At 42.3% G+C, this 19,912-nt stretch carries 21 protein-coding genes and 5 pseudogenes; 12 read left to right on the top strand and 14 right to left on the bottom strand.

Features of this window, described 5'->3' with window-relative positions:
• Positions 1 to 20: 20 nt before the first annotated feature.
• From ANSO36C_RS19845 to ANSO36C_RS19835, 3 genes and pseudogenes are all read right to left on the bottom strand, one after another.
• A pseudogene (locus ANSO36C_RS19845) lies at positions 21 to 299 on the bottom strand (DUF4351 domain-containing protein); the annotation flags it as partial.
• Between the two features lie 12 nt (positions 300 to 311).
• A pseudogene (locus ANSO36C_RS19840) lies at positions 312 to 1,257 on the bottom strand (DUF4351 domain-containing protein).
• 201 nt (positions 1,258 to 1,458) lie between these two features.
• Entirely contained in the window at positions 1,459 to 1,860 is a 402-nt protein-coding gene (locus ANSO36C_RS19835; RefSeq protein WP_251955906.1) for a hypothetical protein, read from the bottom strand.
• Positions 1,861 to 2,578: 718 nt separating this feature from the next.
• Between ANSO36C_RS19835 and ANSO36C_RS34320 the strand changes: the two genes are divergently transcribed.
• A complete protein-coding gene (locus tag ANSO36C_RS34320; RefSeq protein WP_323374608.1) occupies positions 2,579 to 2,785 on the top strand; it encodes a transposase in 207 nt (68 codons plus the stop codon).
• Between the two features lie 3 nt (positions 2,786 to 2,788).
• Positions 2,789 to 3,445: a transposase gene (locus ANSO36C_RS19825; RefSeq protein ID WP_251955905.1), complete on the top strand. Its 657-nt coding sequence runs from the start codon at positions 2,789 to 2,791 to the stop codon at positions 3,443 to 3,445.
• An 8-nt stretch (positions 3,446 to 3,453) separates the two neighbouring features.
• Here ANSO36C_RS19825 and ANSO36C_RS19820 read toward each other — a convergent pair whose 3' ends face one another.
• From ANSO36C_RS19820 to ANSO36C_RS19810, 3 genes are read right to left on the bottom strand one after another with little or no spacing between them, the layout of a single operon-like run.
• Positions 3,454 to 3,975, bottom strand: a complete 522-nt coding sequence (locus tag ANSO36C_RS19820; RefSeq protein ID WP_251955904.1) for a GUN4 domain-containing protein — start codon at positions 3,973 to 3,975, stop codon at positions 3,454 to 3,456.
• Positions 3,893 to 4,387, bottom strand: coding sequence for a TIR domain-containing protein (locus ANSO36C_RS34960; protein ID WP_410174716.1), 495 nt, complete (start codon positions 4,385 to 4,387; stop codon positions 3,893 to 3,895). The genes ANSO36C_RS19820 and ANSO36C_RS34960 overlap by 83 nt, the downstream gene beginning before the upstream one ends.
• Before the next feature lie 60 nt (positions 4,388 to 4,447).
• Complete coding sequence (locus ANSO36C_RS19810; protein WP_251955902.1) at positions 4,448 to 4,939, bottom strand: hypothetical protein; 492 nt, start codon at positions 4,937 to 4,939, stop codon at positions 4,448 to 4,450.
• A gap of 194 nt (positions 4,940 to 5,133) precedes the next feature.
• Between ANSO36C_RS19810 and ANSO36C_RS19805 the strand changes: the two genes are divergently transcribed.
• The 4 genes and pseudogenes from ANSO36C_RS19805 to ANSO36C_RS19790 all read left to right on the top strand — a co-directional run bounded on the left by ANSO36C_RS19805 (position 5,134) and on the right by ANSO36C_RS19790 (position 7,700).
• Positions 5,134 to 5,454, top strand: a complete 321-nt coding sequence (locus ANSO36C_RS19805; RefSeq protein WP_251955901.1) for a 2Fe-2S iron-sulfur cluster-binding protein — start codon at positions 5,134 to 5,136, stop codon at positions 5,452 to 5,454.
• 147 nt (positions 5,455 to 5,601) lie between these two features.
• Positions 5,602 to 5,808: a hypothetical protein gene (locus ANSO36C_RS19800; protein WP_251955900.1), complete on the top strand. Its 207-nt coding sequence runs from the start codon at positions 5,602 to 5,604 to the stop codon at positions 5,806 to 5,808.
• 196 nt (positions 5,809 to 6,004) lie between these two features.
• Positions 6,005 to 7,068 (top strand): annotated as a pseudogene (locus ANSO36C_RS19795) (DUF3326 domain-containing protein).
• 35 nt (positions 7,069 to 7,103) lie between these two features.
• Positions 7,104 to 7,700 carry a CPBP family intramembrane glutamic endopeptidase gene (locus ANSO36C_RS19790; protein WP_251955899.1) on the top strand — a complete coding sequence of 199 codons (597 nt, stop codon included), beginning with the start codon at positions 7,104 to 7,106 and terminating at the stop codon, positions 7,698 to 7,700.
• Between the two features lie 512 nt (positions 7,701 to 8,212).
• On the opposite strand, the gene ANSO36C_RS19785 is transcribed toward ANSO36C_RS19790, so the two are convergent.
• The 7 genes from ANSO36C_RS19785 to ANSO36C_RS19755 form a co-directional block, all read right to left on the bottom strand.
• Positions 8,213 to 9,328 (bottom strand): LptF/LptG family permease, encoded by a 1,116-nt coding sequence (locus ANSO36C_RS19785; RefSeq protein ID WP_251960384.1) that lies wholly within the window; start codon positions 9,326 to 9,328, stop codon positions 8,213 to 8,215.
• 343 nt (positions 9,329 to 9,671) lie between these two features.
• Positions 9,672 to 10,400, bottom strand: coding sequence for an LPS export ABC transporter ATP-binding protein (gene lptB, locus ANSO36C_RS19780; RefSeq protein ID WP_251955898.1), 729 nt, complete (start codon positions 10,398 to 10,400; stop codon positions 9,672 to 9,674).
• Positions 10,401 to 10,430: 30 nt separating this feature from the next.
• Positions 10,431 to 10,928: an LptA/OstA family protein gene (locus ANSO36C_RS19775; RefSeq protein WP_251955897.1), complete on the bottom strand. Its 498-nt coding sequence runs from the start codon at positions 10,926 to 10,928 to the stop codon at positions 10,431 to 10,433.
• Between the two features lie 238 nt (positions 10,929 to 11,166).
• The gene (locus tag ANSO36C_RS19770; protein ID WP_251955896.1) at positions 11,167 to 11,559 is read right to left on the bottom strand and encodes a DUF309 domain-containing protein; all 393 of its coding nucleotides are present in this window, start codon (positions 11,557 to 11,559) and stop codon (positions 11,167 to 11,169) included.
• On the bottom strand, positions 11,556 to 11,921 hold the full coding sequence (locus tag ANSO36C_RS19765; RefSeq protein WP_251955895.1) for a ferredoxin thioredoxin reductase catalytic beta subunit: 366 nt from the start codon (positions 11,919 to 11,921) through the stop codon (positions 11,556 to 11,558). Before ANSO36C_RS19765 ends, ANSO36C_RS19770 begins: the two co-directional genes overlap by 4 nt.
• A 246-nt stretch (positions 11,922 to 12,167) precedes the next feature.
• A complete protein-coding gene (locus ANSO36C_RS19760) occupies positions 12,168 to 13,349 on the bottom strand; it encodes a DUF58 domain-containing protein (RefSeq protein WP_251955894.1) in 1,182 nt (393 codons plus the stop codon).
• Positions 13,350 to 13,656: 307 nt separating this feature from the next.
• Positions 13,657 to 14,064, bottom strand: a complete 408-nt coding sequence (locus ANSO36C_RS19755; RefSeq protein ID WP_251960383.1) for a Uma2 family endonuclease — start codon at positions 14,062 to 14,064, stop codon at positions 13,657 to 13,659.
• A 333-nt stretch (positions 14,065 to 14,397) separates the two neighbouring features.
• Here ANSO36C_RS19755 and ANSO36C_RS19745 point away from each other — a divergent pair, with 333 nt between their 5' ends.
• From ANSO36C_RS19745 to ANSO36C_RS19720, 6 genes and pseudogenes are all read left to right on the top strand, one after another.
• A complete protein-coding gene (locus ANSO36C_RS19745; protein ID WP_251955893.1) occupies positions 14,398 to 14,757 on the top strand; it encodes a hypothetical protein in 360 nt (119 codons plus the stop codon).
• An 82-nt stretch (positions 14,758 to 14,839) separates the two neighbouring features.
• The gene (locus ANSO36C_RS19740) at positions 14,840 to 15,862 is read left to right on the top strand and encodes a spore photoproduct lyase family protein (RefSeq protein ID WP_251960382.1); all 1,023 of its coding nucleotides are present in this window, start codon (positions 14,840 to 14,842) and stop codon (positions 15,860 to 15,862) included.
• A gap of 260 nt (positions 15,863 to 16,122) precedes the next feature.
• The gene (locus ANSO36C_RS19735; RefSeq protein ID WP_251955892.1) at positions 16,123 to 16,314 is read left to right on the top strand and encodes a hypothetical protein; all 192 of its coding nucleotides are present in this window, start codon (positions 16,123 to 16,125) and stop codon (positions 16,312 to 16,314) included.
• Positions 16,315 to 16,547: 233 nt separating this feature from the next.
• Positions 16,548 to 18,029, top strand: a pseudogene (locus tag ANSO36C_RS19730) (site-2 protease family protein).
• Between the two features lie 5 nt (positions 18,030 to 18,034).
• Entirely contained in the window at positions 18,035 to 18,211 is a 177-nt protein-coding gene (locus ANSO36C_RS19725) for a DUF6888 family protein (protein WP_251955891.1), read from the top strand.
• Positions 18,208 to 18,399, top strand: coding sequence for a DUF6887 family protein (locus ANSO36C_RS19720; RefSeq protein ID WP_251955890.1), 192 nt, complete (start codon positions 18,208 to 18,210; stop codon positions 18,397 to 18,399). The genes ANSO36C_RS19725 and ANSO36C_RS19720 overlap by 4 nt, the downstream gene beginning before the upstream one ends.
• A gap of 85 nt (positions 18,400 to 18,484) precedes the next feature.
• Here the strand turns inward: ANSO36C_RS19720 and ANSO36C_RS19715 are convergent.
• Positions 18,485 to 19,745 (bottom strand): annotated as a pseudogene (locus ANSO36C_RS19715) (glycoside hydrolase family 10 protein).
• Positions 19,746 to 19,912: the final 167 nt, after the last annotated feature.

Here is a 19,912-nt window from a genome sequence, read left to right as displayed (position 1 = left end):
CCAGGTGTAGTAATAATGAATTAGATTGATTGTTGGTTTAACCAAGTTTCTAAATCAGCAACATTAGAAAAGTCTAGCAATGCTTCTCCTAAATTCTCTAATTGTTTAATGGATAAACCTTTAATTTGCCCAATTAATAATGCATCAATTTCACCAATACGGCGATTTAGTAGACGCAGTATTAAGTCTTTTTTTCCTTCTTGCCTTCCTTCTTCCCTGCCCTCTTGCCTTCCCTCTTCTTTGGCTTGTTCTCTGTCTCTTTGATAAAGTGGTTTTAGTCGCATAATTAACTCCTTATCAATCGAAATGAATTAGATTGATTGTTGGTTTAACCAAGTTTCTAAATCAGCAACATTAGAAAAATCTAGCAATGCTTCTCCTAAATTCTCTAATTGTTCAATTGATAAACCTTTAATTTGCCCGATTAATGATGCATCAATTTCACCAATACGGCGATTTAGTAGACGCAAGTATTAAGTCTTCTTTTCCTTCTTGCATGCCCTCTTGCCTTCCTTCTTGCCTGCCCTTCTTGCCTGCCCTCTTTGCCTTCCCTCTTCTTTGGCTTGTTCTCTGTCTCTTTGATAAAGTGGTTCTAATCGCATAATTAACTCCCTATCATCTGCTTCTAATTCTTGGTTTACTCTCAAGTTTTCGCGCAAGTTGTAAGCTAATTCAAGGTTGCTTTTTTGGTATGGATAATCTAATGGTAACGCTTGCAAATCGATAATCGCTTGTGACTGCACATTCCCCCTACCTAAAAGCCTCAACCATAATGTCTCTGGTGTTTGGGGTAGTTGGTGTATCGCTACAATTGCTGTCCGCAACGCATCTGGGAGAAAATGCACTCCTGATAACCAACCTGCTTTTTGCATATTCCAAAGCTAGACAATCTAGTTTCAGATATGGTAGGTGTAAGAACCCACAATTTTGGAATTTCTGAGTCCTGAACTTTGGTTTTAATGGCTTTAGCATCTCGTCGCAGGAGAGCCTTGATTTCTAATAATTTGAGAATACAGTCGCAGATTTCATCGGTAGAAGCTGGATTGCGGTATGGTTCTATAATTGCAGGCTGCTGGGCAAATCTTCCTAGCAAACCTAGTATTGTATATTAGAGCTTTGTTGTTTAGCAGGAGTGAATAAAACATCTATTTCTTTAATCTCTCCTGATACTTTCTCTGATGCCTTGACTTCACCGTAATCTTTTAATAATTCTTCTAGATAGTCTTTGGCGAATTTATCATGGATAAAACGGGTCATTCAATTTTAAGATTTTGGAAGTTCTGGGTTAATGCAAAGTCTTATTATATAGCAGTTCTGAATCATTCGTAATGAAATAGAACCCCGACTTCTTTGAGAAGTCGGGGTTCTGGACACCTTGATGCTATTATAAAAAAGTTAAAAGCAGATTATATAAAATTTTTAATTTTTGGCTTTTGACTTTTGACTTTTGATTTCCCGTCAGGGCGTGGCGGTTATTGCATTTTCATCTGATGTTTTATCTGTGTTAGATTTCAAGCGTGTCAATCTACTTTTACGGATTCGTTCGCTGTCTCTAACGCCACCTGCAAGTTCATATTCATTGCTGTTTTTGCCGTACTTGCAACCAACCCACGTCAGCATTTTGTCTGAAACTTGACTTAAGGTTTTTTCCATCTCATCTAGCTTATTCCTAGAAGAGTCAATCATAGCGATCGCAGCGTTATAATCATCAAGCAGATTGTGAAAATTGTCTATTAATTGAGTCAGGTTTTGCAAGTTGTGAGTATCATCAAAATTGATATTTGGATTGATAGCTTTCAGCCCGGCAACTCTAAACTCAGCTTTTTCTAAAATCCGAGAACTACGTTTTCTTCTAGTCATAATTTTACGCTTTTAAAAGCTTTACACAGCTATTGTGTCTCAATTAACCTGGATTATGGTTCAGCAAAAAGCGCATTGTTTTAGTAAAAGTTTTTATTTATGCCCGTAATTTCTCGGAATTAAATCGTCAAAGGTTGATTTTCAGCAAAATAATATTATGTTTAAGCAATAGACAATAGGGCACAGCATTGCTCATTGGTGTCAACTTAACGCAAAAACTATGTCCCGCAAGGAACTGAAGTTCCTTGCTAATAGCAAAAGTCATCTGAAGATGACTAGATATCCCCAAAAATATTCAGTCTACTTCAGTAGACTTTAGCTATGAGCCAGAGAATTCATTCTCTGGCGGGTTATGAAGCCCGCAGCGAAGCTATTTCTAGCTTAAGTTGACATCAATGAGCATTGCTGTGCCCCTACAAATGGTCTGTATTCCATATCGCTTTAACTTTAAGGCTTAATGTTGTAACCTTAAGGCTTAAGGTTCTAGCTCTAAGGCTTAATGTTGTAACCTTAAGGCTTAATGTTCTAGCTCTAAAGCTTAATGTTGTAACCTTAAGGCTTAAGGTTCTAGCTTTAAGACTTAATGTTGTAACTTTAAGGCTTAAGGTTCTAGCTTTAAGGCTTAATGTTGTAACATTGATGAGCAAAGTTTGTTGGTGAGTGCATTATAGCAAGCGTGGTATTTTAACGATTTTTTTCATGCCTCGCCCAAAACGTAATTTACAATCAGGCTTTTGCTATCACATCACGAACTCGCTGCAATAACCGCGAACTTTGCCTAACGCGCTTAGAATGCCGCGAAGTCTTTCTGTATGCCATCAAGAAGGCACAGGAAAAATATCAATTTAAGCTCTATGCTTTGTGCATTATGAGCAATCATGTGCATTATCTGCTGGAACCCAAACAACCAGAAGATTTACCGTAAATTATGCACTGGTTGAATTGGTATACTGCTATGTGTTTTAACCGAATGCTCAACCGCACGGGGCATTTTTGGGAAAAGCGCTACCACAGTACAGGTTTTGCCAATACAGATAAACGCCGTGCGTTAAATACTCTGCGATATATCCACGCTAACCCGAAAGCCGCAGGAATACAGCAGGGTTTTTTCTACGACTTCAGCAATTACGGCACTCATGACCGCTTGAGTAATGATGGTATCACTCAATGGCATCCGGCGTTTTTGCTATTGGGGAGGACGTTGGAAGAATGCGCTGCTAGATATCGCCAGTTTTGTAAGAAATATCGACCAAAGGCAAAGCCTGAAAAAAGGAATCATTGGGGTAGTCGTTTTTTGCCTTCTTTGAAGAATAAGAGTAAGAAGAAATCACCGGGACAGATGAGTTTGCCTTGGGATAAGCAGAGAGTCACTGAAGATACGGAGGTGCATGAGGTAGCAAAAAAATTTATTCAGGCGAACTGTTATAACCCCGCAGTGCCAGGTATCGGAAATCTGAAATGTTTATTCTACCGTGCATCCGGGGCTTGTAATAAATCTTTAAAAATATCTGAGAGCCTTAAATGTTACAGTTTACAAGTCTCGATGCGAGAGTATGGAACCTACCACACAACCCGTTGTGTATAGAAAAATGCTTATAAAAACCGGGAGGTGTCCCAGCCACTATAGGGAGGTGTCCCCTCTGGGGAAGAGGTATCAAAGTTAACATCTGAATACCTTATACATTCGTAAGAAATCCAATTAATTTTCACTCTCCATCCCACGCGATCGCCAAACTTCTCCCAGGCTTTTTCGTAAAACTTGCCGTCAGCTTTACCGCCAACGCTCAAGTAAATTTTTTTCTGGACGCTGAAGCCAAATTGTCTATTGCTGTATTCTACCCATAAGCGGTCAATTGTGCGTAAGTCAGTGCAAGGAAAATTTAAGAGTTCGTTTGAGACGAAGTAGTCGCCATCTTTTTTACCTACAGCCTGAATCATCACCCGATAGGTTTCTTGGTCGGCTTCTTCCCAGTTTTTTGCTGCGAGTAGGTCACGCAGTCTGGTGTAGTTTATGCCTTTTTCTGAGAATAGGTCATCTAAGTCGCGTTCTGGAGGAGAAATATCTCCCAAAAACACAAGTTCTCGCTTCGGCAGAGAAATATCTCCTAAAAACACAAGTTCTTGCTTCGGCGGAATTGTTGGTGATTGAGCCTGAATTATGGGCGTTACTCCTTGGCTTGTTCCCAGTAATACCCCAAATCAACTGTCCCATCGGTTCAGGATCTGGTTGGCGAAAATCTACACAATGGAACCGCTTCATGAATCTTGGAACTGTATTTATAAGTTCATCAGGACAACCAGGAAGAATTACTAAGCCCATACGTAGTTTTCGTTGTACAAATTCAACAAGAAACTCCTTCATTTCAATATCTGCCCACGGGCCTACACCAGATGAACCTATAAATATGGCTGCTGCTTTGATTTGTGAAATAATTGTTTCTAGTTGGTCTTGCCAAGGAAGAAATGGCTCAAAGTCATATTTATCTAGCCAAGCATCTATTCCTTCTTGTAATAGCTGCGCTCTAATTTTTTCTACCTCTGCCTTTTCTTTGCTATTGTGGCAGAGGAAAACATCCTTTGGCAGTTATCACTCCTCCACCCCAGCAATTTTTGCCAACGCCTTGGCGTAATCTTCCAACCCACCGCGCAAAACTTCCAACTCACTTCGCAACTTTGCTTCCTCCGACCAACTCTGCTCATGTTCCTTCGGACTCACCCCCACAGGTCGTCTAGCTTCCCACGCTTGCAACAACGGATGCCATTTAGCCAAAAACGGCCTTAACCCATTATTCAACACTGCGATCGCAATTCCCCCCACTGAATCACGAGAAGCCCCCACATCCGGCCCGGCTGCTTTGAGAACTTCGCGGGTAGTGCCAAATAAACTATAAAGAGAGTTCATCGCTTCCCGTACCAAACCCTGGTCAACTTCTAATGGTTGCACAGCAATGCGCGTCACCAATTCCACATACAGCGACCAAGCCGCCTTCTTTTGTGTGGTGTCAACCTTCCACGACATCGAACCAATGCCAAAAGGCAGACTTACAGATACAGTCTCTAAAGAAACGCGATCGCGCATATTCATATATAAGCAAATTTAACTAATTTATTTGTGTATTGTATAGTAAATAATGTTACTAACCTAAAAGTTGTTCAGAATTGGTTGTTATAATTATCAATCTTTTCCCTAAATTTTTATAGTAACATCTGGATATTTTTAACTAATTCAGATAAACTAATACATTTGTCCGTTGCATCACGCTTCTTTTGTATATGCCCAAAACTTACACCGTAGAAATTGATCACCAAGGCAAAATTCATACCTTGCAAGTTCCTGAAAATGAAACGATCTTATCAGTTGCCGAAGCTGCTGGTTTGGAACTGCCGAGTTCTTGTAATGCAGGTGTTTGCACAACTTGCGCCGGTCAAATAAGCGAGGGAACTGTGGATCAAACTGATGGTATGGGCGTTAGTCCAGATTTGCAAAAGCAAGGTTACGTATTGCTTTGTATTGCCAAACCCCTTTCTGATTTGAAAATTCAGACGGAAAAAGAAGATGCACTTTATCAGTTACAATTTGGCAAAGGCAAATAATTAGTGAACAGTTATCAGTATATCGGATGATTATTCATAACTGAATAACTGTTCACGGAAATTACCAAATCTGATAAATTACGCAAGTATTTCATTGCAGATGAAATCAGCTATTCTAGAAACTACAAATCAACAGGATTTACCAAAATGACTACTCATTTTATTACCGCAGAAATTGATTTACAAGAAACTCCCGCAGAGTTACTAGAAGTAATTGAAACAGAGTTGAAGAAACAAGGCGAACCTCTGCGTTGGGCAGTTACTTCTGTGGATGCTGATGAACAAAAAGCTACAGTTGAAGCTGTGGTGACAAAAAGTGCTGTTAACGATAGCGAGGCATTAAGCCAGTATTGAGTTAGGAGTTAAAAGTTGAGAGTGGGCAAAGGTTATTTCATTTTCATCTAGCCCGCCTCAGAATTAATTCTGAGTCTAATAGCAAAAGTCGTCTTAAGACGACTAAGAAAAGGTTATAGCCCGTTTTAACGGACTTTAGTTCTGGGCAGTTTGTGTTTAGAACGAAATAGCCCTGGAGAGTGGGAAATAACTTAAAATGAATCGTCCATACACCGCTATCTTAATCGTACCAACAGGCGTTGGGGCTGCCATTGGGGGTTATGCAGGAGATGCTTTACCTGTTGCTAGAGTCATAGCACAGGTTTGCGATCGCCTAATTACTCACCCCAATGTCCTCAATGGCGCAAGTTTATACTGGAACCTTCCTAACGCTTTCTATGTTGAAGGTTACGGGCTTGACAAATTCGCCTCTGGATGCTGGGGTTTGCGTCCAGTCCGTAACAACAAAGTGGGTTTGCTTTTAGACCAAGGTATTGAGCCGAGTTACGGCTACGACATATACAAGCCGCCGATGCAGTCAGAGCAACTCTAGGATTGACTTTAACAGATTATGTAATTACAGATGCCCCATTAAATGTAGAATTGCGTACTACAGCATCGGGAACGAGTTGGGGGACAATTGGCAACCCAGATAGTTTATTACGGGCAGCCGAGATATTAATTAAAAAAGCGGGGGCAGAAGCGATCGCAGTTGTTGCCCGTTTCCCCGATGATATGGATGAGGAAGCAGTACAAAAATATCGTCAGGGTGAGGGCGTAGATTCTCTGGCGGGTGCAGAAGCCGTAATTAGCCATTTGCTAGTGCGAACCTTTCAAATTCCTTGCGCCCATTCTCCCGCCCTTTTGAGCGAACCTCCACAACCTGATTTATCTCCGCGTTCTGCCGCCGAAGAATTAGGCTATACTTTTTTGCCGTGCGTCCTTGTAGGATTAAGTCGTGCCCCACAATTTATAATAGATAAAGGAGCGACTGCATCAGAAAAAAGAGATATTTGGGCAGATGAAGTAGATGCTGCGATCGCACCTGCAACTGCTTGTGGTAGCAGTGCTTTACTAAGTTTAAGCCAAAGACGATGCCAAATAATTACAGTAGAAGAAAATAAAACTCTGATAAGAGTTCCTCCCCAACCGTTGGGGATCAAAGCTATACAGGTAAACTCATATTTAGAAGCAATAGGTGTATTAGTAGCACATAAAGCAGGCATCAACCCTTCCGCTCTGCGTCCTAAATTATTACCTTTGCAGTCAATTAGTCATTAGTTATTGTCTTTTTGCCCAATGCCCCTTAAAAGCCTGTGATTGAACAACAAAAGAAAGAGCCAGAAATTCCATACCTGACGCGCATCCAAATACTTGGGGCGATGGGAGCGACTGCAATTATTTTGTTGATTGTCGCCAAACTTTCGTTACACTTTGGCAACTTTTCTCTATTTTCTTGGAACTTGAACCAAAGAGAGTTGCTGTTGGGTGTAGGGCTGGGGTTTGTCATCACCGCGTTAAGTAGCTTAACTTATCGCCTGTGGGCTGGCTATCGTAAAAGTGCAGATTATTATTTAGAAATGGTGCTGAAGCCTTTAGTTTTGCCAGACTTAATTTGGTTGGGGCTACTGCCGGGGTTGAGCGAAGAATTATTATTTAGAGGTGTGATGCTGCCAGCTTTAGGCTTGGATCATTTGGCTGTTATTGTATCCAGTCTTTGCTTTGGCATTTTGCATTATAGCGGTTCCCAACAATGGCCTTATGTGATTTGGGCAACGATTGTCGGGATGATATTCGCATATAGCGCTCTGCTTACTGGCAACTTGTTAGTGCCGATTGTCGCTCATATTATTACAAATTTTATTTCTAGCTATTTCTGGAAAATGAGGCAATTGGCGGCAATTAATAAATAAAGTATCTTCAGTAGCGATCGCATCCCCTTGTCGGTCAATTCCTATTTATTATTTGTGATCGGCAGAATGCGATCGCAATTTATGCTTAGTTTTTGAGCATTGGTCACATTGGATAACATCAGGACTTGACCTTTTTTACTTCCTATTTAGCAAACTGTGCCCTGCAATGCTTCGATCTGATTTTTCACGTTATGTGGAAAAGTCCACGAAAAACCTCCTCCCAATGCAGGAAGGGGGAAATTCAAAGTCTCTCTCCTTTTAGGAGAGAGATTTAGAGAGAGGTTTTCCAGATACCGTGAAAAGTCAGTGCTTCGATACCTCCATAAAAGCGCTGCACCGGGATATCGTCATTCTTAATTCAGGTGTGGGGATGAGGAAGCAGGGGGAGCAGGGGGAGCAGGGGAGGAAGAATTTAACGATCTCGTCTTCGCTCCCAAAATTGAATAATTTAATTTCTGGAAGTCCCCAAGCAAACAATCATTATTCTTCCTTGTCCCTCCATCTTCCTCAATTTACCGGTTGGCAACTCGCATCAATAAAAATAGACCTATTCCCAAAAAAACAAAGTTGGGCAACCAAGCCCCCATAAAGGGAGAGATGACACCTGCTTGTGCGATCGCACCACTAATAAAGAAAATTAAGTAGTACGAAAATATAACTATGACGCTAATCCCAAAACTGGTACCTCTTCCAGTTCGCTGGGGTATGCTTCCCATTGCTGCGCCTACTAAGCCAAAAACTACGCATACAAAGGGCAAGGAGATTTTTTGTTGAATCCTTACTTGAAGTTTACGAATTTTTTGGCGATCGCCACCAAGATATTCTACTTGTAGTTGATCTAATGCGTCGGCAATATTCATCTCCCCATAGTCTCGGCTTTTTTCTGCCAGACTTAATGGCGTGCGCGGTAGTTGCAGTTGCTGCTGTTCAAATCTAACGATGTTGCGATAAGAGCGATCGGCAGCGACAAAATAGATAGTACCGTTATAAAAATCCCAGACATTTTGCGAAGCATTCCACTGGGCAGATTCTGATACCAAAATTTGATTCAGACCTTTTGTTGAGCGATCTATAATCGTCAAACCCATCATACGCTTACCATCAAATTGGTCGGCGTAAAACAAGCGTGTCAATATCCGATTTTTAGAACCATCCGGCTGGGTAACATCTTGATATTCAGGATAAAAAATATTTTGCTGTTTAAAAGTTGGCTTGTCTGATTTGAGTGCTTTCTCCAGAGTCCTCGCCGCTTGATAATTTGCTGCTGGTGCAATTTGTTCGTTAAACACAAATGTCATTCCTGTAACCACAAGACTTAACATCACAGCAGTTAGCACCATCCGATAGACACTCACGCCACAACCACGTAAGGCTATTAGTTCGCTCTCGCTAGAAAGACGACTGTAGGTCATCAAAGTAGCCAGCAGCGTAGACATGGGGAAGGCTAAAACAATAAAGTTGGGAAACTTTAACAAAAAAACTTGAATAGCAATGTCTATGGGTAGCCCAGATTCTACGATTTTTCTGACGAGATCAAACACAGCATCAATGGTAACGCCAATTGATGAAAAAGCTCCAACACCAAAGAAAAACGGCGCTAACAATTCGCTGGTAAGATAGCGATCCATGATCGTAAAAGGCAGCAGCGAATAGAGGCTGTACAAAAACGTGAATTTCTTTGATATCATAAGCAACTTGAAAAGTTAAATATTGGCAACCGTGGCAAAGCATATCCACTGCATTTCGTATCAAAATTAAATTCTCTAATAGCTAAAAATTAACTAATAGATTTATGCTGAAGAATAAAAAATACCAAATACAGGACTCATATTTGATTTTTGAAAAAACTCCGTACACTGAAAAAGTCTTTTTTCCTACTCCCCAGTCCCCACTCCCAGCCTACGCAAATAATTTCAGTAATCAAACCGGATTCCTATATCATTTAAAAATATTAACTAAATCATTGTTAATTTAGACTTGAAAGTTATCCCCTAAATAATATTGCCGCACTAGGGGGTTAGTGTAGAGTTCCTCAGCAGCACCAAAAGCAAGGATTTGCCCCTCGCGCATGATGTAGGCGCGATCGGTTATGGCGAGGGTTTCGCGGACATTATGATCTGTAATTAATATTCCCATGCCGCGATCGCGCAGTTGTGCTACGATTTGTTGAATTTCTGAGACTGCGATCGGATCAACCCCCGCAAATGGTTCATCCAAAAGCAAAAATTTTGGCCCTTCTTGTCCAGCAGCTAAAGACCTTGCTAATTCCGTCCGCCGTCGCTCACCACCAGAAAGTTGAATTCCTTTACTGTTAGCTAATTTTTCCAACCGAAACTCCCGCAATAAAGTTTTGAGTCGTCTTGGCCATTCCCATCGTGGCACATGAGTTTGCTCTAGCACTAACAGAATATTGTCCTCTACCGAGAGTTGACGAAAAACACTTGCTTCTTGTGCTAAATAGCCAATACCCAGTTGCGCCCTTTTGTGCATTGGCATTCCTGTCACATCCATATTACCCAGCCAGACTTTTCCTTGATTGGGTTTTTCTAAACCTGTGGCAATATAAAAAGTCGTCGTTTTACCAGCCCCATTAGGGCCTAGCAAACCAACGACTTCGCCCTGAGCAACAGAAAGGTTAACACGATTGACAATTACTCGCTTGCCATAAGATTTGTGAATATTCTCTAAAACAATTTTCACGCTGGAAGCACCCTTTCTTGGTGGTAAATGCTAATTAGAAGGTTTGAATGGTGGTGTGTTTGGGGCAGGTGTAGCAGTTTGTCCATTATTATCTGATTCTTGGATCATATAAATGGACTCTACCTGACGGTTGGATTGGGGTAAAGCAACAAATCGCCCTTCATCAATTAAATAGGTTACTTTCTCCGCCCGAATACTGTTACCACCCTGTTGCAAAATATAGACATTGCCACTGAAATCAATTCGGCGTTCTTTACTAAAATACTGTGCTTGGGCAGATGTTGCCTGAAGTTGGCGAGCAGGATACAACATTTGCACGTTACCGCGAGCGGTGATTACTTGATTTTTAGCGTCATATTCTTGCACATCAGCGCGGATAGTGAGGGGACGATTAGCCTCAGATGTCTGTGCAGTAGCAGTTTGCACTTGAGTAGGGAATGCAAAAGTGCCCAAGAGTGCAACTGGGAGCATTAAAGCTAATCCAAAGCGACGCATCTGTGATAAAGGCAATTGAAAGCAGGGCATCATAGCAGTTTGGGATTCAGGATTTCAGCTTGTATTCTAATTATCTCAAGTACTTTATCCAGATATGAAATATACTATCTGGAGTGATTTCCGATAACTACTGGCTGAAATAGTGACGCTACCCCTAACCTCAAGGTTTCAGGAAATTGGCATGAAATGCACTACAGCTTAAATATATTAGAAATGGGAAGTTCAAGCATCAACCTACGTAGAGATGCGAAATTTTGCGTCTCTACGTAGGTTAATCAGGAGTCAGCACAATTCTAGGCAAAGATAAGACTTGATTTTTACCCAGATCACCAGATGTAATTTTTTCTGGCCTTATTTGTTGTAATGTCGTCAACAAAACTGCACTCTGACTCAATAGCTCATCTACATCAACGCCACTGTAACTAGATGGGTAACGGCGTAGGCGATTGCTGCCTTCTCCCAATAAAATTACTGCACCTCGCCAATTGCGATTTTCTAAATGATACAGTGCCACCGCAATTTGGAGAATGCCTTGATAAAAGGTTTTTTCGGGTTCGCTAGCTTCAATCCACAAAGCCTCTAAAGTGTCATGACAAGCGTAGAACTGACCAGAATTAAACTGTTCTACGCCTTGCCAAAACTCTTGGGGGATGATTTCGCTCATCCCATGCTATCTCGTACTTCTTTGATTGTTTCGAGAGAGATTTCTTGTTGTTCTCCCGCAAACTCGTTGTCAGAGGTGAGGAACAACATACAATGGCACTCTTTGCGTTCTCTCATTGGCACACAAGGACAGTTCCAATATGTAGCGTGAACCTCAGCTTCTTTATCTTCGTAGTGGCGACAGGGACATAAAGGCGCACCTAGTTCGTCTTTATGTTTAGCTAGTCCTTCAATCACAACTGCGGTAACAGAAGGTTCAGAACAGAAGTAGGTTCCAGTACGCTTGGCGTATTGTTCGGAAAAATGCCGCATTGCCTCTAGACTTTTATCGCTGGATTTTGTGTTATGTTCTGATGTGATCATGTGGATCGGTCGCTCATAATTTAAATATTTCTTTGCATTGTAACTCAGCCTCGCTAGAGGATTACTGGGTGTATATCCCCAACCTTACCCGCTCAAATAATTTTTCCTTTGCTCAAAGGCTGATATGTCCGGTGTGTTGGGATCAGAGAAAATCTAGGAAATTGCAAAAGCTTAACTTGTGTGGGGGCTGGGGATTGGTGGACAAGGGGACAAGGGGAATAATAACCTATGCCCAATGTTTGCAATTTATGAAGGTAATGTTTTTTGTAGCTGGAGTTGTAGTGGGCGTAGGCGTAGCCCGTCGGAGACATCGCTCTGCAAAACTATACCAGGATGTTCCCAATTGATTACCTCTTGTTCTCCTGATGAGGAAATATTTGACCACAAAACCCAGCGACTGCCTTGAGGAAGAGTAGCAAGGCTCAGGGGGTTTTGAGTCAGCCAAATCAAAGGATGGCTTTTAGGAACTACTGAACTGGCATCTTCTAATGCTCTGGTTGCTGCTAAAGTTTCTAAAACATAGGCATCGCCTTTAATTAAACTTGTTGATGCTGTCCATAGTTGCACCTGTAATTGCTGTTGCTGTGCATAAAAATACAGCGAGGCTGCGGCAATTACTGCTTGTTCAAAGTTTTCTTCTTCCCAATTGCTAGCACTGTCAAGGGCAATAACTATTTCTTGTCCACCTGTCACCATTTCTAACTCCCGCACCCTTAATTCTCCATAACGAGCGCTAGTCCGCCAGTGAATCAGACGGGTGGGATCTCCTACACGATAAGGACGGAGCGATCGCACCAGCCCCGTTGTCGCTGTCTGCAAGGGTCTACCACGAGGATCGCCCCTTTTGCTCTCTTGTTGCCCCATTTCGTCTACTAGGGGGCAGGTAGCCAAGGGTAACACTGTGGGATAGACGATCGCTGTGGCAGCACAATCACGCTGACGGCGACACCAGAATAATCCCAAAGGCGCACCAGAACCTAGTTCGACTCTATGCCAGCGATAAATGCCCCGGCGCACAGTAGGGTGGTAATATACCCAACGGTAACTACCTTGACTAGGAATTGTCTCAATTGCCTTTTTTACTGGTTTCCCTAAGACGAAGGGCAGTATATCTTCAACTTGCAATAAACTTACAGCCTGTTGTGTCTGATTGCGGATTTCTAACTCCACCGTTAGATCGTCGCCGGCTGATACTGGCTGCATGGGACGGCGGGTGATGGATAGACCTGTGAGCGATCGCGGCGGTAAAATAGCTGCTACACCCAGAAGTGCAAAACTGATGCCGCTAATGGCATACAGCCAACCAGCCATCGTATTGATACCTGCACCAAAAAAACAAATAGCGGTTACTGCTAGTACCCAACCGCCATAAGCAGGGGCACTGGCGCGGGTTTCTAACCAATTGGTGATGGATTTTATAATTTTCATGTTTCTTTTTTAACCCAATACCACCTGAAATTCACAGTGTCTCAAGGGTTACGCTTAATGTCCTGATCGAAACCGCTCTATAATTTGGTTTACTAGGTGGTGTTTGGTCTGAAGCTATAAATCCCTGCATCAATTTTTTCTCGTATATCCTCAATCCCTTTAGCATCGACGCGATCGCATTCATCAAACAAGCGTAAGGTAATCTCAAGGGTTTCTTTTGCAAAGCAATATTTCTCAGTCTGAGGCTTGGTTTGAATAAAGCATTCTTGAGCGAGTATTTAGATTTTTTGATTATTGGGAGTTGCTGTCAAACTTGACGCTGTAACCAAGCAAAGACTTCATTCACAGAGAGCGTCAAATTCAAATCTTCTAACACTGTTAATATATCTTGTCCTGCTAACAAATCTGGTAAAGAATTAGGCTGATAAACTAAAATACAGCGTTCACTTGGATCAATCAACCATCCTAACTGACTGCCATTTTTCAAACAGTGTAGAATATTTCCAGTTACTTTGGTTTGGCTTTGAGCAGGGGAAAGAATTTCGATGACCCAAGCGGGTGCAAAATCAATACCGCTGCTAATAATTTCACCGCTTTCATCCAGTGGTATTTGATTGCTAGAAATAATAACCACATCAGGAACTACTGAACGATTACCGCAGGTACAGCGCAATTCAGGAAAAGCTTCATAGTTACTGCCCAAGGCATCAATCACTGCAACTAAACGTTTTTGCATTGAATCTCTCGACCACAAGCTCATTGCTATTATTAGACAAATTACCAGATGTGCTGGTAACGAACGATGGCGTTAACTGAACCGTATTGGGTTATAACTGCAATCTAAAACTTGAGTTTACTGAGCTTAGTGAAACCCCAGAACAAGCCCAAAAGCTGGCAAAAATAGTGTGATTGACATAGAGATATCAAAGAGTAATTGGGAAAGGAAACTACTACCTTGAATTGGGTATAACCCGTATGCTCTATGGGTTCAAGTCACTTTTCTAGATTTTACAATATAAGTAAGACATAAAAATAACGCTTCAATTATATGAAAATACTCTCATCAGAGCTAGTCCATTTGGGATTTGGCAAATATGTGCGTTCTGACCAAGTGACAGCAGTTATCCCAATAGAAGAGGAGCGAGGCCCTGGGCGACGAACCTTTGTTCACGTTCAAGGGCAAAACGATCCAATTATCGCCTCTCGCGCTGAAGATACCATCATCCGTGATTTGGTACAGGAACCACGCGAAGTTACTCAAGCCCGTCAGCAGCAGGAAATTCTTCAAGATTTATTGGTTAATTTAGCTAATGTTAATTCAACTGTGCGCCGAATTAACCGTGATGAAGGCAGTTTGGATCTTGATTTGTTAGAGCGACGAATTAAGCAAGTCCTTGAAGCAAATTAAATAACGGAGAAAAATATTGCTGAATACCATTACAGACCAAGTTTCAGTATCAGATACACAAACAAGATCATCAAGGTTGTGGATACCTGAACGGGTAATGTTTACACCTGCTGCCCTAGATGAGGATTGGGGGCAGCAGATTTTTAAACGTGTGCAGTCACTCAACTTACCAATAGAAGAATTATCACAGAACCGCCTGAAGGGACTGCGTGGTGAGTCTGAGCGTGATACTTACAACATCGCCAAGCGTACTTTAGCGGTGGTTACTGCACCACCCAGTTCTTTTAAGCTGAGTCCCATTCCACCTTCTGCGGATTGGCAGTTTCACCTTGCCGAAGGTTGCCCGGCTCACTGTCAATACTGCTACCTAGCTGGTAGCTTGTCGGGGCCACCTGTCATTCGCGCTTTTGCCAACTTACCGCAGATATTAGAGAACTTAGGGAACTACGAGCAACAGGGTAAAAACACGAGTTTTGAAGTTAGTTGTTACACAGATCCATTAGGTATTGAGCATTTAACTGGAAGTCTTGCTGAATGTATCCGTTACTTTGGCACTCGTCCCAATGCACATCTACGTTGGGTATCGAAGTTTGATGCTGTGGATGGATTACTCAATTTACCACACAATGGGAATACTCACTGTCGGATGAGCGTTAATGCTGCACCAATTTCTGGTAAGTTTGAAGGTGGCACGGCATCCGTAGCATCCAGACTTAATGCGTTGCGACGGTTGGCGTTACCACAAGAGCGCGGCGGTGGCAATTATCCAATAGGATTGGTTATCGCGCCAATTATGCCGATAGACGATTGGCAGATGCACTATAGTCGTTTGTTTGAGCAGATAAACGAAGCACTGGATTTTGATTGTAACCTTACCTTTGAGCTAATCTCCCATCGGTTCACACCTGGTTCAAAAGAAGTGTTACAAACTTGGTATCCGCAATCGAAATTAGAGATGGATGAGGCAAAACGCAGCGTCAAGCGTAATAAGTTTGGTGGGACGAAGTACGTTTACGAGAAGGATACAATGAAGGCGTTGCGTAGCTTTTTTGAGAGTGAGATTAGTAGGCGCTTTCCAAATGCTGAAATTCTTTATTGGACTTAGAAGACGACTTCGTTCAAATACAGTTTGAACTCTTGACCTACTCATAAGCTAAATCACATCTAGTGGTCTATCGCATTAATTTTGAGGCGCTGCCAGATCCCCGACTTCTTTAAGAAGTCGGGGATTTTACCACCATCAGTGGAACAGCTTATCATGTCCGGTAAATTAGTTGTAATTCCTGCGTGACTTCTCAAGAGCAGCCCCTCCCGTAGTAAAGCTACCCTACGGTGTACACACAAGTTTCTTGACCTGCACGTTTGTTGCATCGACTTGTACCTTTGTTGCATCGACCTGCACCTTTGTTGCATCAACTTGCACGTTTGTTGCATCGACTTGCACCTTTGTTGCATCAACCTGCACCTTTGTTGCATCAACCTACACCTTTGTTGCATCGACCTACACCTTTGTTGCATCGACCTGCAAAAATTAACCTACCCTCTGTTAGGCAGTAACTTTAAAAGACTTGTGTGTACACCGTAGACATCTCCGAAAATGAATGTAAAGACGTTGCATTGCAACGTTTTTACAAGGGTTTCAGGTAACACATAATTAATTTCTGGAGATGTCTAGTAGCTCTACACAAAGCGGGATAATTTGGGCAGATTACAGGCGGCGTTATACATTAATAAGTGTATCTGCAATACCGGACTTGTTCTGGCTTAGTCTCAATAGCAAAGGTTTGGAGATGTTTACTTTATCAGAAACTTCTATCCTAGCGGCAATCCTACTGTTAGCTTTAGGCATTTTGGGCTGGGGCTTTTATCGCGCCAGACCTTTTGGTAAACTGGGAATCTTGGCCTGGTTACAGTCGGTGGTGTTGATGGCTCCCTGGCTCCTGTTTTTTGGATTGTTTGCCGCAGGGATTTACATCAATATAGCTGGTATATTGTTCTTAGTGGTGACATCCGCCGGATTGTACGTCTACTTGGGCAGACAGTTACGCGCAGCTGGGCAAGATGCCATCCTCAAGCAACGCGCCACAGAAAGACTCGCTGCTGCTTCCTCACTTGAAGCAAATTCCCCACAACCAACAGCAGCAGAATTGAAACCGGAGATCCCACCGATACCGGAAGAAGACTTGAATGCAGTTAAAGGAATTTTCGGTATCGATACATTTTTTGCCACAGAAACGATCGCTTACCAAGATGGAGCCATTTTCAAAGGTAATTTGCGGGGAGAACCAGAAGAGACTCACAACCGTCTAACTGCAAGTTTACGGCAACGCACTTGGCGATCAATATCGCCTGTTTTTAGTGGAAAATACAGACGGCAAACCAGTAGTAATCGTCCTACCCAGCCGCAACGATCCCAAGCCGATGTTGCGATCGCAAAAAGCTTTTGCAGGTATTCTGTTGATAGCCACCATTGCCACAAGTTTAGAAGCTGCGGGATTACTACTGAATTTTGATTTCTTTGGCAATCCAGGGCGGTTTCAAGAAGCTTTGCCTATAGGCGCTGGGATATTTGCGATTTTAGTTGCTCACGAAATCGGTCATTGGTTACTTGCTCGGCGTCACCAAATTCGCCTTAGCTGGCCTTTCTTTCTGCCGGCTGTGCAAATTGGTTCTTTTGGTGCAATTACCCGCTTTGAATCTCTATGCCTAACCGGAAGGTATTATTTGATATCGCCTTGGCAGGGCCAGCCGCAGGTGGTATTATTTCTCTGTTAATGCTGGTGACGGGCTTGGTGCTTTCTGTCCCAGGTAGTTTATTTCAATTGCCAAATCAGTTTTTTCAAGGGTCGATTTTGGTGGGAAGCTTGGCGCGAGTTGTCCTCGGTTCGGCGTTGCAGTCATCCCTGGTAAGTGTTCATCCCTTAGTGATAATTGGTTGGCTGGGGTTAGTAATTAACGCTTTGAACTTAATGCCAGCCGGACAACTCGATGGTGGGCGCATTGTTCAGGCGATTTATGGACGCAAAACCGCAGGACGAGCAACAGTAGCAACTTTAATTTTACTAGCGTTAGTGTCTCTCGGTAATACTCTTGCCATGTACTGGGCGATCGTGATTTTCTTCTTGCAACGGGATCAAGAACGCCCCAGCTTGAATGAAGTCACTGAACCCGATGATGCTAGAGCCGCTTTGGGTCTTTTGGCTCTATTCTTGATGATTACCACACTTCTACCCCTAACTCCCGGTTTGGCTGGGCGTTTGGGAATAGGATAGTGTTTATGGAGCCTACACCCAAACAAGCAATATCTGCAATTCGGGTGTGCGCTCAACTTACCAGAGTTTATAAACGAATAGACCTTGTGAGATTAGATGAGCGCACCAGAAATGTTTATATCTTGGCGAATAATTCAATTGAAGCTGAGGTAATACCAACTGGAGAAATTCTTTGGTTATGACAAAACCTAACTTTCAACAAATGCTTTTAGAGCAGCTAAGAACTTATATTTTGGAGCATCGCAACGACGATGATGCATTCCATATTTACATTGATAGGAGACGCGCCCAATCTCCAAAACAGATGCCCATGACAATTGAGGAAGCGGAGGCTGATTTACAGAGACGGTTTGGACAGCAAGCTAGTTAAAAGACGGTGACAGATTCTTAAGTGATTGTCGGTGAACCTTCACTGAACATGAAGTGATGTGTTCACCGACAGATTGCTAGAAAAATTAACTAAATGGTTTCCAACCTGCTAACAAATTTGGGTAAGCCGTTGGTGTAGGGAAAATTTTCTGTAAGGCAGTTTGACGCTCTTGTGGCTTTTCTTTGCTCATGTTCCAGAGGGTTTCATAGAAAAAGAAAGAGACTCCGGCGAAATTGCGATCGCGTACTTTTTGCACTTGTGTCTGAATCTGCTGCATTGGTATAGATCGATTTTTCAACCCAGCCAGAATGCCCACACTCACTGGAATATGGCTCTTAGCCGCTTTCACTTCTGGATATTCTAATTCGCTAACAAAAACATTCAAATCATCACGATATATCTGCAAAACTAAGTCTTCAATGATTCCCATCCGTTCCCACTTCTGCCAGTCTGCTAAAAAGAAATCGTAGGAAAAACGTTGAGGGTTAGGAGCAACGGAAACCAGGCAATTTTTCTTAGTAGCTTTGATGGCTGTAAATACCCGTTTCATAAACTCGGTGATTTTGTTAGCTCTCCAGCGCACCCATTCTGGATCTTTGAAGTTTTTAGAGGGAGCTTTACCACGGTGTTCTTTCTTGTAAAGTGCCACCGTATAGGCATCGTAACCTAATTCTGATGGTAAGCCAAAATGGTCATCAAATTGAATACCATCAATATTGTAGTTTCTAACAATTTCAACGATTAAATCTTGGATAAACTGTTGTACTTCTGGACGAAAGGGATTTAGCCAAACACGATTATGTGTACCTTCTTTGACAATCCGAGTTCCATCGCTGCGACTAGTGAGCCATTGGGGACGATTTTTAGCTAATAGAGAATCTGCTGGTGCCATGAAGCCAAATTCAAACCAGGGAATTACTGTTAAGCCTTTTTGATGTCCCACATCGACAATTTCTTTGAGAATATCTCGCCCTTTAAGTCCGGGTGTGGGAATCGAGCGATCGCCCGATAACTTTTTGGGCAACTTTGCTAGGATACAATGTATATCCCCAATTCCAAACCGCCGGATATATCGTGTTAAAATTGAGTTCGTCAAGGCGTTGCAAAGATCCCTTGAGGCGATCGCGCTCAAATAACACATCACTATCAATATTTGTTAACCACACTCCCCTTAACTCAGATGCGGGCGTTTGCGGTAAATTTGTTTGAGCGTTCAAGGGGAACGACAGCATCACCGTACTTACCACACTCAAGATAAGCATAACGCCAAACAAAAGAGACTTTCTGGTTTGGCGAATACTCCACCAAGAAAGAAACCCAGCAGACGATTTTACAAAAATTTTCATCATTTGGCTACAGACATCATCAAATTATGAACAATCAACATAAATAGCGATCGTTTCGATTGTAAGCGCTAAAACAATCGTCATGAACTGCAACATGAAAGAAGGACTGGAGATTGAGGAATAGAGGCTAGGTGCTAGAAAAATTTTAATTTCTAATGATTTCAGAT

The organism is Nostoc cf. commune SO-36 (assembly GCF_023734775.1).
GTDB classification, from domain to species: Bacteria; Cyanobacteriota; Cyanobacteriia; order Cyanobacteriales; family Nostocaceae; genus Nostoc; species Nostoc commune_A.
The sequence above is the reverse complement of the archived record's forward strand: the minus strand, read 5'-3'. Positions and strand labels throughout refer to the sequence as shown.

What these genes read in the sequence shown, in the direction of transcription:
- ANSO36C_RS19760 (WP_251955894.1), bottom strand. Translation starts at nt 13,349, where the DNA reads ATGAAAATTATAAAATCCATCACCAATTGGTTAGAAACCCGCGCCAGT.
- ANSO36C_RS19800 (WP_251955900.1), top strand. Translation starts at nt 5,602, where the DNA reads ATGACTACTCATTTTATTACCGCAGAAATTGATTTACAAGAAACTCCC.
- ANSO36C_RS19810 (WP_251955902.1), bottom strand. Translation starts at nt 4,939, where the DNA reads ATGCGCGATCGCGTTTCTTTAGAGACTGTATCTGTAAGTCTGCCTTTT.
- ANSO36C_RS19785 (WP_251960384.1), bottom strand. Translation starts at nt 9,328, where the DNA reads ATGGATCGCTATCTTACCAGCGAATTGTTAGCGCCGTTTTTCTTTGGT.
- ANSO36C_RS19825 (WP_251955905.1), top strand. Translation starts at nt 2,789, where the DNA reads ATGCACTGGTTGAATTGGTATACTGCTATGTGTTTTAACCGAATGCTC.
- ANSO36C_RS19725 (WP_251955891.1), top strand. Translation starts at nt 18,035, where the DNA reads ATGGAGCCTACACCCAAACAAGCAATATCTGCAATTCGGGTGTGCGCT.
- ANSO36C_RS19765 (WP_251955895.1), bottom strand. Translation starts at nt 11,921, where the DNA reads ATGATCACATCAGAACATAACACAAAATCCAGCGATAAAAGTCTAGAG.
- ANSO36C_RS19770 (WP_251955896.1), bottom strand. Translation starts at nt 11,559, where the DNA reads ATGAGCGAAATCATCCCCCAAGAGTTTTGGCAAGGCGTAGAACAGTTT.
- ANSO36C_RS19745 (WP_251955893.1), top strand. Translation starts at nt 14,398, where the DNA reads ATGAAAATACTCTCATCAGAGCTAGTCCATTTGGGATTTGGCAAATAT.
- ANSO36C_RS19805 (WP_251955901.1), top strand. Translation starts at nt 5,134, where the DNA reads ATGCCCAAAACTTACACCGTAGAAATTGATCACCAAGGCAAAATTCAT.
- ANSO36C_RS19835 (WP_251955906.1), bottom strand. Translation starts at nt 1,860, where the DNA reads ATGACTAGAAGAAAACGTAGTTCTCGGATTTTAGAAAAAGCTGAGTTT.
- ANSO36C_RS19775 (WP_251955897.1), bottom strand. Translation starts at nt 10,928, where the DNA reads ATGATGCCCTGCTTTCAATTGCCTTTATCACAGATGCGTCGCTTTGGA.
- ANSO36C_RS19720 (WP_251955890.1), top strand. Translation starts at nt 18,208, where the DNA reads ATGACAAAACCTAACTTTCAACAAATGCTTTTAGAGCAGCTAAGAACT.